At 64.4% G+C, this 14125-nt stretch carries 13 protein-coding genes; 8 read left to right on the top strand and 5 right to left on the bottom strand.

Going from position 1 to position 14125, the window contains the following annotated elements; translation table 11 throughout:
• From V6M49_RS01510 to V6M49_RS01500, 3 genes are all read right to left on the bottom strand, one after another.
• Positions 1 to 1028 (bottom strand): ABC transporter substrate-binding protein (locus V6M49_RS01510; RefSeq protein ID WP_332759668.1); only part of this gene is annotated, 1028 nt, incomplete at its 3' end.
• Positions 1029 to 1293: 265 nt separating this feature from the next.
• Positions 1294 to 2244 carry a carbohydrate ABC transporter permease gene (locus tag V6M49_RS01505; RefSeq protein ID WP_141141544.1) on the bottom strand — a complete coding sequence of 317 codons (951 nt, stop codon included), beginning with the start codon at positions 2242 to 2244 and terminating at the stop codon, positions 1294 to 1296.
• The gene (locus V6M49_RS01500) at positions 2234 to 3178 is read right to left on the bottom strand and encodes a carbohydrate ABC transporter permease (RefSeq protein ID WP_056346294.1); all 945 of its coding nucleotides are present in this window, start codon (positions 3176 to 3178) and stop codon (positions 2234 to 2236) included. The genes V6M49_RS01505 and V6M49_RS01500 overlap by 11 nt, the downstream gene beginning before the upstream one ends.
• A gap of 387 nt (positions 3179 to 3565) precedes the next feature.
• Between V6M49_RS01500 and V6M49_RS01495 the strand changes: the two genes are divergently transcribed.
• From V6M49_RS01495 to V6M49_RS01480, 4 genes are all read left to right on the top strand, one after another.
• Positions 3566 to 4756 (top strand): acetylxylan esterase, encoded by a 1191-nt coding sequence (locus V6M49_RS01495; RefSeq protein WP_332759665.1) that lies wholly within the window; start codon positions 3566 to 3568, stop codon positions 4754 to 4756.
• The gene (locus tag V6M49_RS01490; protein WP_332759663.1) at positions 4753 to 6858 is read left to right on the top strand and encodes a DUF6807 family protein; all 2106 of its coding nucleotides are present in this window, start codon (positions 4753 to 4755) and stop codon (positions 6856 to 6858) included. Before V6M49_RS01495 ends, V6M49_RS01490 begins: the two co-directional genes overlap by 4 nt.
• Complete coding sequence (locus tag V6M49_RS01485; protein ID WP_332759662.1) at positions 6855 to 8027, top strand: M24 family metallopeptidase; 1173 nt, start codon at positions 6855 to 6857, stop codon at positions 8025 to 8027. The genes V6M49_RS01490 and V6M49_RS01485 overlap by 4 nt, the downstream gene beginning before the upstream one ends.
• Positions 8028 to 8269: 242 nt before the next feature.
• Positions 8270 to 8596, top strand: a complete 327-nt coding sequence (locus V6M49_RS01480) for a YegP family protein (protein ID WP_332759661.1) — start codon at positions 8270 to 8272, stop codon at positions 8594 to 8596.
• 51 nt (positions 8597 to 8647) lie between these two features.
• On the opposite strand, the gene V6M49_RS01475 is transcribed toward V6M49_RS01480, so the two are convergent.
• Positions 8648 to 9574: an SDR family oxidoreductase gene (locus V6M49_RS01475; protein ID WP_332759659.1), complete on the bottom strand. Its 927-nt coding sequence runs from the start codon at positions 9572 to 9574 to the stop codon at positions 8648 to 8650.
• Between the two features lie 181 nt (positions 9575 to 9755).
• On the opposite strand from V6M49_RS01475, the gene V6M49_RS01470 reads away from it, so the two are divergent.
• The 4 genes from V6M49_RS01470 to V6M49_RS01455 all read left to right on the top strand — a co-directional run bounded on the left by V6M49_RS01470 (position 9756) and on the right by V6M49_RS01455 (position 13366).
• Entirely contained in the window at positions 9756 to 10193 is a 438-nt protein-coding gene (locus tag V6M49_RS01470; protein WP_332759658.1) for a VOC family protein, read from the top strand.
• Between the two features lie 83 nt (positions 10194 to 10276).
• Complete coding sequence (locus tag V6M49_RS01465) at positions 10277 to 10708, top strand: DUF309 domain-containing protein (protein ID WP_332759657.1); 432 nt, start codon at positions 10277 to 10279, stop codon at positions 10706 to 10708.
• A gap of 419 nt (positions 10709 to 11127) precedes the next feature.
• Positions 11128 to 11655 carry a hypothetical protein gene (locus V6M49_RS01460; RefSeq protein ID WP_332759655.1) on the top strand — a complete coding sequence of 176 codons (528 nt, stop codon included), beginning with the start codon at positions 11128 to 11130 and terminating at the stop codon, positions 11653 to 11655.
• 1156 nt (positions 11656 to 12811) lie between these two features.
• Entirely contained in the window at positions 12812 to 13366 is a 555-nt protein-coding gene (locus V6M49_RS01455; RefSeq protein ID WP_332759654.1) for a hypothetical protein, read from the top strand.
• A gap of 479 nt (positions 13367 to 13845) precedes the next feature.
• On the opposite strand, the gene V6M49_RS01450 is transcribed toward V6M49_RS01455, so the two are convergent.
• Positions 13846 to 14079, bottom strand: a complete 234-nt coding sequence (locus tag V6M49_RS01450) for a hypothetical protein (RefSeq protein ID WP_332759652.1) — start codon at positions 14077 to 14079, stop codon at positions 13846 to 13848.
• Positions 14080 to 14125 lie beyond the last annotated feature (46 nt).

Genomic DNA, 14125 nt, shown 5'->3' with positions numbered 1-14125 from the left:
GTGTTGTTGGCCAGGAAGTTGATGAACTTGGCCGTTTCCACGGGGTGCTTGGTGCGCGATGAAGCCGACCAGAACTGGGATGCCTTGTACCAGAGCTTGGCGTCGGCAGCCTTGCCGGTGGTGGACGGGAACCGCAGGATCTGCAGGTCGGTTCCGGCAGCCTTCTCCAGCGCCGGCAGCTGGTTGGACCACCAGAAGGCGAGCCCGTTCTTGCCCGTGGCCAGGCCACTCTGGTCCAGCGCTGCGGCCTCAGCTTCCACAACTTCCGATGCGGACGGCACAGCCTTCTTCTCACTGAGCTGCTTCAGGAAAGCCCACCAGTCGGCGATGTCGGAGGGCTCGAAGCCCAGCTTGCCGTCCGATGTGTACAGGGTCTTGCCGTTCTGCCGGAGCCAGACTCCCAGCGAGGCCTCGTCCGTGCCGTAGGCGGCAGAGCCGTAGGTACCCTTCGGGGACTTCCCGGTGATTTCGGCGGAGATGCGGCCGAAGTCTTCCCAGGTCCAGGTCTTGTCGTCGGGAAGCTCAACGCCTGCAGCCTTGAAGACGGCCGGGTTGGCCAGGATGGTGGCCGCGTTGATGCCGGCGGCGATGCCGGTCAGGCCGTCTTCGCTCTTGCCGGCATTGAGGGCTGCTTCGTCCAGCTTTGACGTGTCGATCTCGTACTTGGAGAGGTCCAGCAGCGCACCGCGGGTCGAGTACTCCGTGATGTATTTTTCGTCCATCTGGATGATGTCCGGTGCATCGTTGGCGGCGACCTGGGTGGCCAGCTTGTCCCAGTATCCGCTCCAGTCGCCGTACTCCGGCTTGATCTTGATGTTGGGATTCTCGGCCTCGAACGCCGCGATGGCGGCCTGCGTCAGCTGGGCGCGCTTGTCGCTGCCCCACCAGGAGAAGCGCAGCTCAACGGGTCCGCCGTCGCTCTGCGGGGAGGCTCCCCCGCCGCAGGCACTCAGGGCAAGCACGACGGCGGCTGCCGCGGCAACCACGCCCGTCTTGCGGAACCGGCGGGGTGCGCCGGTGGATGGCAACTCTGCCGTACGTTTCTTGGCATCTGACTCAGTGCGGTGAAAAAGCGCCACTGGGTACTCCGATCTTCGTTGATCTGGCTAGGGGGAAAGTAAACGAGAAAGCGTTTTCTTAGTTCTCATACTACAAGTACCTGACTTGTATTACAAGATGTTTTTCTTGCCTTGGCCTCGGCGGATCATCCACGCGACCCGGCACGGCGGGATACGCCAAATGACCCGTCCTCAAGGGACGGGCCATTGGCTGGAGCAAGGTGTTTCGCTGGATCTACTTGATGCCTGTGGTGGCGATGCCCTTGATAAGGAACCGCTGGCCGAAGAGGAACACCAGGAACACCGGCAGGAGGGACACGATGGACATCGCGAACAGCGATCCCCAGCTGGTGGCGGACTGCGAATCCACGAAGGCGCGCAGCGCCACCGGAACGGTGAACATGTCCGGATCCGTCAGGTAGATCAGGGCCCCGAAGAAGTCGTTCCACGTCCAGATGAAGGTGAAGATGGTGGTGGTGGCCAGGGCCGGCACCATCAGGGGCAGGATGACCCGCAGGAAGATGCGCGGGTGGCCGGCGCCGTCGATCCTTGCCGCTTCATCCAGGTCCTTCGGGATGCCGCGGATGAACTGGACCATCAGGAACACGAAGAACGCGTCCGTGGCCAGGAGCTTCGGAACGATGAGCGGCCAGAACGTGTTGACCCACCCGATCTGTGAAAACAGGATGTACTGCGGCACGATCACCACGTGGAACGGGAGCATGATGGTCAGCAACATGATGCCGAAGAACAGCTTCTTGCCCGTGAACTGGAGCCGCGCGAACGCGTAGGCAGCCATGGAACACGAGATCAGGTTTCCCAGGATGGAGCCGATCACCACGATGGCCGAGTTGAGCATGTAGTGCCCGAACGGGTGCGTCAGCGCGGACCAGCCGTCGGTGTAGTTGCTCATCTCCAGGCTGTTGAGCCACAGGCCGGGCTCCCGGAAGATCAGCTCATTGGCCCGGAGCGATGAGACAACCATCCACAGCAGCGGGTAGATCATGAGGCCGCCGGCGAGGATCAGGATGCCATGTTTGATCAAGGCCCTGGTGCGGGCAGCCCGGCTAAAGGCGAGCGTGCCGCGGGATTCGCGGCGTTTCGCGGGCTTGCGGTGATTCGTTGGCTTACCGGCGCCGGCGGTGTTTTTGTCCGGGGCGGGCAGCGTCTGAAGCTTAGTCGTCATAGAAAACCCAATACTTTGCAGCGATGAAGTTGATGGCGGTGAACACACCGATGATGACCAGCAGGAACCACGCCATGGCGGAGGCGTAGCCCATGTCGAACTGGCCAAAGCCCTTCTGGTACAGGTACAGCGTGAAGAACATCGTGGAGTCCGACGGGCCGCCATTGCCGCCGGAAACGATGAACGCCTGCGTGAAGGACTGGAAGGATCCAATGATCTGGAGCACCAGGTTGAAGAAAATGATGGGGCTGAGCATGGGAAGCGTGATCCGCCAGAACTGCTGGAGTGTGCTGGCGCCGTCCACCTTTGCTGCTTCGTAGTACATCACCGGAATCTGGCGGAGGCCTGCCAGGAAGATGATCATGGGGGCGCCGAAGGTCCACACGTGCAGCAGGACGATGGAGCCCAGCGCGGTGCTCGGATCGGAAATCCAGCCGGGACCCTGGATGCCAAACATGGCCAGGGCCTGGTTGACCAGGCCGGTGGTGCCGAAGATCTGCTTCCACAGGATGGCAACGGCCACGGAACCGCCCAGCAGGGACGGCAGGTAGAAGACGGAACGGTAGAACGGCAGTCCGCGCAGGCCCTTATCCAGCACCAGCGCGATCAGCAGCGCCACACCGAGCTGCAGCGGGACGCCTACAAAGACGTAGGTGAACGTCACGCCCAGCGAGTTGTGCAGCCGGGCGTCGGCGAACATACGGATGAAGTTGTCCAGCCCCACCCATTCCGGCGGCTGGAGCAGGTTGTAATCCGTGAAGGACAGGTACAGGGACATCAGCATCGGACCGACGGTGATGGCAACAAGGCCCACCAGCCATGGCAGCAAGAAGATGTAGGCGGCCTTGTTGTCCCGGCCGTTCGCTTTTTTCTCCGCTGCCGTCATGGGGCCTTTGCGGCGCTTGAGGGTGCTCAGTTCGCTGATGGCACTCATTGCGGCAACTCCGTTTCACGCAGCAGATCCGCTGCGGCCGGCATTCCTGCCGGGCACGGCGTCCTGGGTATGTGTCTAGCGGCCATGTGGCCTCCTTTGGTCATCGTGGCCCTCCACGTCTGGGTTGATCGCACTGGGCGATCCATATTTGCACCGTCTCCGGCGGCGGACTCACTTGGGGTGCAGCTGTCCGGATCCGGCCTCCGTCACGCGGGACGTTGAAAGCGGCTCCGTACCAAAGTAAACGGTTTCTTGACTCCTGTATAGCCCTTTGTTAGTTTTTGAGAAAGCGTTTTCTGCACCCGGATCACTTTACCCACAGTTCAACATCCGTCCCGATCCGCCGCGCCTTCAACCCTCCCGTCCACCCGAACAACAGGCAGGTCAGTGAGCAAGGATTCCCGGCCGGTCCGGCCCAGCGCCATTGCAGGCTACGAGAACTGGCCTGCCTACGTCCGTGACCGGCTGCGCTACCAGGCCGCCACACCAGCCGCGCAGGACCTTTCGGACGCCCTGGGCGTTCCGGCAGTTGTTGTCCCGGCGGACGTCACCGTCCACTGGGAGGGAACGTACGACGGCGTCACCACCTCCCAGCTCAGCTGGCAGTTGGGCTTCGGTCCCCGCACCACGGGGTGGCTGATGCGGCCGGCCGGGAGTTCCGGGCCGCTGCCCGGCGTGCTGGCCCTGCACTGCCACGGCGGAAACAAGTTCGGCGGAGCGGACCGGCTGGTCACGCTTCCCGAGCCCCACCCGTCCGCAGCGGAAGCCCACGCCGGGCACTACGGAGGGCGCGCCCTGGCCACGGAGGTCGCCCGCCAGGGCTTCGCCGTTCTGGCCCACGACGCCTTCGCGTGGGGCAGCCGGCGCTTCGACCTGTCCACCCCGCCGTGGCGGACGGAATCCGCACTGGAGGCGAGGAAGTCGCAGTGGCGGGAGGCCGGCGTCGTACCTTCCGACGCCGAACTGTACAACGCCGCCGCGGGAATCCACGAGGACACCGTGGCCAAGGCCGCGGGCCTGCTGGGCACCAGCCTGGCGGGGATGGTGGCCCACGATGACCTGGCCGCCCTGGAGATCCTTGCCGGCCTGCCGGGGGTGGACGCGGAGCGGCTGGGGTGCATCGGGTTCTCCGGCGGCGGCGGCCGGGCACTGGCCCTGGCGGTCCTCAGCCCGCAGATCCGGAACTACGTGGTGACGTGCATGATGGCCACGTTCCAGTCGCTGCTGCCCGCCTACCTGGATGCCCATTCCTGGCTGCTCCAGACCCCGGGCCTCTGGAAGCTGGGCGACTGGCCGGAACTGACCGGACGATCCGGCGCCGACGGACTACTGGTGCAGTACGCGCTGGCCGATGAGCTGTTCCCGGAAGAAGGGATGCGCGACGCCCACCGGATCCTGGAGTCCCTGCACCGAGCCGGCTCCTACACCGGGAGTTTCTGGCCGGGCGGGCACGTCTTCACGGTCGAGATGCAGAATGAAGCCATCAGCTACCTGTCCAGGACCCTGGGCGCAGCGGGACCCGCCCGCCCGCAGCCTTTCGCCACTTCCAACCCCTTAGCCACCGAGGACCCCAGATGATTCAGCAATCCGCCCCCGCGGCACCCGCTAGCTCCGCAGCGACAGGTGACGTTCCGGCAACCCTCCCGCGCATTGCCCTCGTGGGCGTGCACGGCTTTGGGGAATCGCACCTGGCCAACCTCGCCAGGCTCGAGAAAGCCGGGGCCCTGCACCTTGTGGCGGTAGCCGACCCCAACCCGCCGGAAACGGGCGCGCTCGGCGGGTCCGTGGCGGTCTTCAACACCCTGGACCAGCTGCTGGCAGCCGGGCCGGTCCCGGATGTGGTCATCCTGGCCACCCCCATCCAAACCCACGCTTCCCTGGCGCTGGCGGCGTTGGCCGCCGGTGCCGACGTGTACACGGAGAAGCCACCGGTGGCATCCATGGCCCAGTTCCAGGACGTGCTGGCCGCCGCCGAGTCCGCCGGCAGGCTCGTTCAGGTGGGCTTCCAGAGCCTGGGCTCGCTGGCCCTGCCGGAAATCCGGAACACCATCGCGACCGGCGGCATTGGAGAGGTGCTGGGACTCAGCGCCACCGGCATGTGGCTGCGGACCAGGGGCTACTTCAAGCGCTCCCGGTGGGCCGGCAAACGCAGCCTGGACGGCATCGACGTGGTGGACGGTGTGGCCACCAATGCCTTGGCGCATGCCGTTGCCACCGCCCTGAACATGGCCGGCGCCCACACGGTGGCCGACGTCGCCTCCGTGGAGACGGATCTTTACCGCGCCCACGACACCCAGAGCGACGACACCTCGGTGATCCGGGTGCGCACCGCCGCCGGGGCCACACTGCTGTGCGCGCTCACCCTCTGCGCCCCCGAACAGCAGCGGCCCTCCGTCACGGTCCACGGGACGCGGGGGGAGATGACGTTCTTCTACACCGAGGACGAACTGGTCACCACCACGGCGGACGGCGAGCGCCGGGAGACGTTCGGCCGGACCGACCTGCTGGAGAACCTGCTCGCCGCCCGGGCGGCCGGCGCTCCCCTGCACGGCACTCCCCTGGGCACCCCCCTCCTCAGCGCGCTGCCGGATGCCGGCGCATTTATGTGTGTGCTGGAAGCCATCCGTACCGCCCCCGCGCCCCTGGAAATCGACGCCGGCCATGTCAGCTGGGAGGGCGACGGCGATGATGCCCACCCCGTGGTCCACGGCATCGCCGCGCTGATCGAACGCGCCACCAAGGCGCAGGCCACCTTCGCCGAGCTGGGCGTCCCCTGGGCCCGCAGCCTGCCCCCGGTCCGGACCTTCGACCTTGCCGGGCATCCCGTGGCGGACTATCAGGACGGCAGCCGCATCCGCGCCGTGTCCTCTCCCCGCCCGTACCTGCACCCCGTCCGCACCCTGGCCGGGACCGTTGTGACGGACCACCAGCCGCTGGACCACGTGTGGCATCTGGGGGTGGGGGCGGCCCTCCAGGATGTGGACGGCGTCAATTTCTGGGGCGGGCGCACCTATACCCGGGCGGCCGGCGAGTACGTCTGGCGCCCGGACCACGGCAGCATCGTCCGCGCGGTCGAACCGTCTCCCGGCGAACCGTCCGCCGCGGAGGGCGAGCTGACCGAGAACCTCGCTTGGAACGGGCCCGACGGCGCTCCCGTCCTGACCGAACAGCGCACCTGGACGTGGGCCGCCGTCGGGCCTTCCGCCTGGCGCCTCACCCTGGACTTTGCACTCTCCCCCGCCGGCAACCAGCCGGTGAGCCTGGGCAGCCCCGGTTCCAACGGCCGCGTTGGGGGCGGGTACGGCGGGTTCTTCTGGCGGCTTCCGGAATGTTCCGGGGCGCGCGTCTGGACGCCTTCGGGGGCGGGTGAGTCCGCCGCGCACGGGAGTGTCGCACCGTGGCTCGCGTGGTCGGGCGCGTTCACGGGAACGTTCGACGGCGGCACTCACCAAAGCGGCGACGCCACACTCGTGTTCGTCGCCTCGGCGGATTCAACGGACCCGTGGTTCGTCCGCGTGGACGGATATCCGGGAGTTGGCCAGTCGCTGGCCTGGGACGCGCCGGTCATCGCCGAACCCGGCAGCACGGTTCGCCGCAGCGTCACCGTGTTCATCGCCGACGGGATTTTGGGTACGGAAGACATCGAGACATTGATCAACACACAGGGGGACAACTCATGAGCCAGACAACCACCGCTGCTACACCGCCGTCGCAGCTGACTGAAGCCACGACGTTTGCGGGCCAGGGCCGCCGCACGCCGCCCGCCTCTACCGCGGACCGTGCCATCAAGCGGCGACGCGTCCTGGACATTCTGGATGCCAAAGGGCAGGACTCGTTGCTGCTGACCACGCACACGGCGCTGGCCTGGTACCTGGACGGCAGCCGCGTCCACATCAGCCTGGCCGGCGACCCCATCGCCGCGCTGCTGGTGGACCGGGACGGCGACCACCTGGTGACGTTCAACAACGAGGCGGGGCGGATCTCGGCCGAGGAGCTCCCCGCCGGGGTCTCCCTCCACACCGCGCCCTGGTACGGGAACCTGCACGAGGTTGCCGCCGCCGTCGGACATTCTTCCGGAGGGGGCACAGACGTGGGCTCCGGCACCCCGCTGGCCGAGGCCTCGGTGGCCACCGAGCTGAGGGCTGCCCGGCAGCAACTGCTGCCCGGCGAGTCCGCCCGCTACGCCCGCCTCAGCGCGGAACTGGCCGGCATCATGACCGATGTGCTGTCCACGGTCCGGCCGGCCACCACCGAATTCGAACTGGTGTCCGCCCTGGCCGCGCGCGTGGTTGGCGCGGGCGCGGAGCCGCTGGTGCTCCTGTGCAATGGCAGCTCGCGGAGCGACTTCCGGCACCCGCTGGCCACGCACGCACCCCTCGGACGCCGCGCCATGGCCGTGGTGTGTGCTCGCCGGGACGGTCTGGTCGCGAACATCACCCGCTGGGTAAGGTTCGACGCCGGGACCCCCGAAGAGCGCGACGCCGAGTCCCGGATCGCCGCCGTGGAGGCGGACATCTTCGACGCAACCTTCCCCGGTGCCAGGCTGGACCGCGTCTTCGCCGAGATCAAGGCCGCCTACGCCCGCCACGGCTTCGGCGCGGAGCAGTGGGAGCAGCACCACCAGGGCGGACCGGCAGGCTATGCCGGACGGGATCCGCGCGTCACCGCGGCCACCACCGACACCGTTGTGCTCAACCAGCCGTTCACCTGGAACCCGTCGGGACCCGGAGTGAAGGTCGAGGACACCGTCCAGCTCACCGAGTCCGGCATGAAGGTCCTGACGGTGGATGACCGCTGGCCCGCTGCTACCGTGAACGGCCTCAAGCGGCCGGTGACACTGCAGTTGTAGGCCCCGCCGTTAGACGGCTGGAGAAGCCCCGGGACGGTCGTCCCGGGGCTTCTCCAGGGTCGGTGATCGAACGGGGGGTCTTGTGGCACAGGCTGTCTTGAGCGAGACTCATTGAGCACGCAATGAACTCATCATTTGGATTGCAGGACAAAACCAGCGGGAAGGGGACGCAACGGCGCGTCCGTTTCTGCTCCGTGGCAACGACGCCGCGGGGCAGAGCCCGCAGACCGGGAGGATTTGATATGGCCGGAATGTTCGAACTGTTCATTGACGCGGAGTCGTATTTCAGGTTCCGTCTGACCGCGCCGGATGGCACCGTGATGGCAGTGTCCAAGGCCTTTGACAACAAGACCGCAGCTGTTGCCGGGATCGCCGCCGTGCGTGAGTACGCCGGCATGGGACTGATTGCCGATGTTTCCCCGACGGAGCGAAGGGCCACGCCGCCGGAGGCACGTGACGTCGCTGTCCAGGTTCGTGAAGTCCGGCGCATTCCGGCTGCTGACCTGCACGCACGTTCCCGGGAAATCCACCGGGCCCCCAGCGGAAGTCGATGGGCCGGCGCAGTTTAACGCTCTCGACTCCGACAACCCGGCCCGGGCCCGACGTTGACGTCGCCGTAGTTAGTGCGCGCTCCAGCCATCGGGCTGCAACCCATCTATGTCGGTGAATCCGTACTCTCTGGCAAGTTGAGCGGAGCTGACCGACTGCTGGTTCCATTTCGCGCGGTCAGGGTCCGCTGCCAGCGCGGCTACGGCCCGACCGACATAGCGGGGTGACTCCGAGAAAGCGAAACCCGCGGGGGCGTCTGGGTATCCGCCCACCAGGCCGGGGTCCAAAGCGTCGCGCCAGTTGGATTCGGTGACGCCGAAGCGATCGAGCATCATCTCCGACCGAAGCCATCCAGGCGTGATGGCGATCGCCGTGGCTCCGTGCGGTTCCAGTTCGTGGCCTTGAGAAAAGGCCAACCGGTTGACCCCGACCTTGGCCAGGTCGTAGAACACCGAGATCCGGTACTCAGTGGCGTTGAATTTGGTGGTCCCATCGGTGACCTCAATGAGAAGTCCCCCACGCTTGGTGATGAGCAGCGGAAGCAGATGGTGCGAGGTGATCAGATGAGTGTCAATGCCTAGTCGCAGGATGCGCAGCCCTTTGTCCAGGTCGTGCTCCCAAATAGGGGTGTTCCACTCGGCTGGGCCACCTTTCAGGACCTCAGCACCCCAGATGTCGTTGACCAGCACATCGAGACCGCCATATTCAGTTCGGATCCGCTGGGCCAAGCTTCGGACCTCTCCGGAGTCGAGATGATCGACCTGGATGGCGACCCCGGCGCCGCCAAGCTGTGTGACCAGATCGGCCGTCTCCTCAATCGTCTCGGGCCGGTCGTAGTCCGACCTGCTTCTGCCGGCCGCACTGCTGCGTCCAGTGCAGATTACCGTCGCCCCGGCTTCACCCAAAGCAGCTGCTATGCCGCGTCCAGCGCCTCGGGTCGCTCCTGCGACAACTGCAACTCGGCCTCGCAGGGCATCAGGATCCGGGGACCAGTGCATGGTTTCAGTGTGGCGACAGGATGCAGGGCAGGCAAGACCGCCTCGCTCATGGACGTTTCGGGGCTGAGCGTCTTCATCGTGCCGTCAGCCCATCGGCTTGGGGGCAATCGTCCCGGAACTTGTTCAGCCGAGTTTCGGCCCCCCACTGGAGCTAATCTGTCCGCCTTGGTAGCTTCAACGCATGGCCATCAAACTTGAGAACGTCGGTATCGCCGTTCGCGACCTCGAAGCAACAATCGCCTTTTTCACCGACCTCGGGCTCACGGTCGTCGGCCGTGACACCGTCAGCGGCGAGTGGGCCGACACTGCCGTCGGGCTTGATGGCAACCACGCGAAAATTGCGATGCTCCAAACCCCGGATGGTCAGGGCCAACTGGAACTCTTCGAATACATCCACCCCGAAGCGATCGAGACGAACCCAACCCGGCCCAACGACATCGGCATGCACCGCGTGGCCTTCTCGGTTGACGACATCGACGTAGCCCTTGAGATCGCTGCGAAGCACGGATGTACACCGCTACGCGGCGTGGCGACCTACGGTGACGTCTACAAACTCACGTACCTCCGCGGACCCAGCGGAATCCTCGTAATGCTCGCCCAGGCACTGAAGAAAGTCTGACAACGGATGTTCGAAGGGCCGAGCCGTAGCATTGGGCAGATGAAGGTTAGCAAGGTCCACGGACTCTCAGAGCGGAAACTGCAATGACCGGCGACAGGGATCGCGATGCTTCAAGGCGCCCCCGGCAGGCCCGGCCACGTGACGCTCTTGGACGGCCGCTGCCGTACGGAAGCGCTGGCGTGGAGCCGGTCTCCGAGGAGCCGCTGCCGCCGGTGGAAACGTTGGTCTCGGCCCGGAGCTTGGTGGACGCGGGCCGGCCCTTCGCAGCGCATGAGGTACTTGAGGCCCGATGGAAAGCTGGGCCGGCCCAAGAACGCAACCTTTGGCAAGGTCTTGCCCAGATCTGCGTGGGGCTCACCCACGCCGCCCGGGGGAACAGCGTTGGCGCGCTCCGGCTCTTCGAGCGCGGTGCGGCCCGACTCGAGGAGTACGGTTCAGGCGACGGGCCGACCTACGGGCTCGATTTGTCCGCCGTTGTGAGTTGCGCGCGTGATCGGATGGACACCGCCCGCTGAGCTCACCGACCAGCATCCTCGCGGCAGGCGCCGGAGGCGCTATCTCCGGGAGACTGCTCAGAGTTTGCTTGACCATCAACTTGTCCCATAAGGGGAGACCTGAACGGACAAGCTCGAATGCACGAAAGGGATCCTCAACCGTGTGAATTGCAACGATAAATGGCGGTCTTTTCGCAGCGCTAAATGACACCCTCGCCGCCCTCAGCTGATCCTCTAATGGTGAAGAACACGGCCCGCACCGGCAGACATATCAGCTGTCTGCTCATGCCTGCTGACTTGAAACTCTAAGGATTCGAGGCACATAGGTTGCGAGGCAAGCCAAACCGGACCAGACGCAGAGTGGTCTGCCGCAAGGGGATCCCGGGCTGGGACATCTTGGGTGCCGAGATGAGATTCCGCCAGCAGTCTAGAGTGTTGCCATGAAGACCCTCTTCAATGGTCGATTGTGGGTGCACTACGGCCAGGCCTATGTCGTGTCCGGGCCCGCCTTCGACTCTGACTTGGAGGCATCTTTTCGAGGTCAGTCCAACGGCCTGTGCGGTGCATCCATCCCCAACCTCCTATTTCTAATCACGGGTCTGCACACCGGCCACGTAAATTTCAGCGTCGAGTTCTCCGATGCAGAACCGCCACTGGACCGGGCATGGGAGGACGTCGTCGAAGTCTCATCCACAGTGGTCAACCGTCCCTTTCTAGAGGAGTGGGCAGGCCAGGTCTTGTATCCAATAGACCTAGCTCCTGGCACCTACCGCGTCCGGTATGCGGCAATGGGAATGGACTCTGCCCGCGCAGTCGACACAATCGTTGCTACGGAGGAGCCGATCGACACCTACCAGCTCAGCTTCTGGCCCGCTGAGGGCGTTGCGCCCGACCGCGTGGTTCGCCAGGAGAGCCAAACCGCAACATACTGGAATGGCTGGGCCAACTCGCTCCATCCCACAAGTTGAAGGCAGATGGTGGGGATGGTTTCATTTAGCAGTCCGCAACGTGCACTGCTGTGCCCGTTGAGCCACCGGCTTGCAGGCCGTGCTGCTTCATGATCACGGCGAAGTAGCATGACGGCATGCCTGACCGGGACGGAACCGAAGAGCCGCTTCAATCACTGCCTCCTGGGATGGCTTGGAGATATGCAGAGTACAAGCCTGCTGCCGACAGGCCCTCGGTTCGACCGACCAACGTTGGGGCTATGACGAGCTCGTCAACTACTGCCGCGGGAAAGAGGTGGCCGGTTGGGTCGCTTTTAGTTTTCGACATAGTAAACCGTCCCGGGAATCATGCCGCCGTTTTGTTCGCGGCGTCACCGATTGATGGGACTATCTGCGAGGCTGCCAGCGCTCTTCGTGTACCTGCTGACCTGAGGCTAGGCATAGGCATGCGGCGAGAACGGGCGCGGAACCCCACTGTGCAACGCTTCGACGAACTGGCGGAATATTCAGCCCGTGCTGCCAAGTGAACGTTCTCGCCCACACTGGGGCTGGTTCCTCTTTTTCCTGATCGGGGGCCTCGCGCTCACTGGCCTGACCATCTTCGCTGAAGCTTGGACTGGAGATGGTCCTCAGCTTGGCAGTCCGTCCTTGTAAATGTCGGGACGTCCATGCTGTTTGCTGCTGTCCATTTATGGTCGAGCCGCGCTTCACCCGGCGAGCGAGGGAGACCTGTTGGAGACTCACCCTTCCCGTGGCCCGCGACGCAGTCTAGGACAGGCTTGCAGAGGTCCCAGACGTTTACGTGTATCCCGGTGCCGAATAAGGCGCAAGAATTAGTTGTCAACGTTTCCTTCCCAAAGGTAGAAGCCCCTCAAATTCGTTGCTGGAATAATTTCGCGATCGCTATCCCAATGACAAAGTCGACTGCCACATATAGAATCCGATCAGCGTCGGTCCTCAAGGCGGAAAAATGAAGCGCACTCGGTTGTGGCAATTTGCAGTTCCTCTCCTATTTATCTGCATGCTGTTGACCTCCTGCGGAGACACGAAAACGGGCGGACCAGGAACTCCCACGCCTACACCCACTAGCTCATCCTCCGGACCGGCCGGCGGGGAAGGCTGGCGTCTTGCTGGCTATGCACCCGGTCCGGCAGGCAACGCGACGCACCTCAACCTGATGGTGGCAAAGGGCTGGGAGCTGACCACTGGCTTCGGTGACGAGGATTACCCGGCGCGCTACGCCCGCCTTTATGGCATGGGCCCAGGGAAGCAGGGCGACTTGCCCAAGCTGATGCTTTACTACGGCCCCTATGGCCCCCGCTACGATCCGGCAGCCTGCGCAGGCCCGGAGGAAAGCTTCGTGGAACTGGACAGCTCACCGGTGAACATCCCGTATGACGCATCCGTACCCGGAACAGTCCCACCACGGTTCGTCTATCGCGTAACGGGCGACCGCTTGGTGGGATCCTTCGGCATAACCACCCGCCCACCCTCCACGAGCATCGATTCATGCAGCCACTATTTTCAGGTCCGGGCTGCCAGGGCCGGACACTATTTCTCTTTTTCGACCTACGCGACCTACATCAACGGGCACCCGGGCTGGCTTTCGCCGGCCCCCGGTACGGGACACAAGGAGTTTGCCTCCATTGAGGAAGCGCGAGCGTACCTCGAGACCGAAGAATACGCGACCATCAAACGCATGGTGACCTCTCTGACCATTAGCGCCCCCTGACAACAGGCGGACGCGATAAGTAGGAGCGCGCCCCCTGATTGGAATTCATTCCGGATTCACAGGTGAACACATTGAGCTCTTTGACCGCGTCTCGGCCATGCTCACCCGCAGGACTGGAGACGGCGACTACGCGCAAATGCTCGTCCTCGACGCCTTCCGCATGGCCTGGCGCCGGGCCCAGGATGAATGTGCCGAAACTACCTTCGGCTCCCTCCTGTCCTCGGCGATGGAGCAAGCCGCAATTATGATGCCAGGACAGAGACGCTTAGACAGCCAGCCAACGAACAGCCGCCGGCGTCATCGCGTCGCTCACGAAAGCAGAAACTGACCGCTTCGACCGACTCGACAACCAGCCTCTTGATCGCCTGCTCGATATCGTCGCGCTCTTCCCGGCCTGACTTTCGGAGGGTGATAGAAGAAAGTGTGTCCAGTTCCACAAACTGGCGCGCGCTACTAGGGACCTATACGGCGCCGTCTCGTCACCGGGCTGAAACTAGACCGTAGGTGGCAAAGCCGATGCCGATCACAACCCAAGCCGCCGCCATGAACCGCAGTATTCGGACGCTCCGCCGTTTGAAGGCCGGCCGCTCCAGATTTGGCTGAAACCAGTCCACTCTGATCTTGGCTGCACGATCGGTTAGGAACGGTGACACGGCGAAGGGAAAGACGCCTGCCCCAATCAGTGCCAGACCAAATAGGGTTCCGGGCGCCATATAAACTCCTCAAGCCCTTACTGCGAGCCACCGTCAGCTGTCGCCG

The sequence above is a fragment of the Pseudarthrobacter sp. genome, assembly GCF_036675385.1.
Classification (GTDB): domain Bacteria; phylum Actinomycetota; class Actinomycetes; order Actinomycetales; family Micrococcaceae; genus Arthrobacter.
Note: the sequence above shows the minus strand (reverse complement) of the source record. Positions and strands in the feature narration are given on the sequence as shown.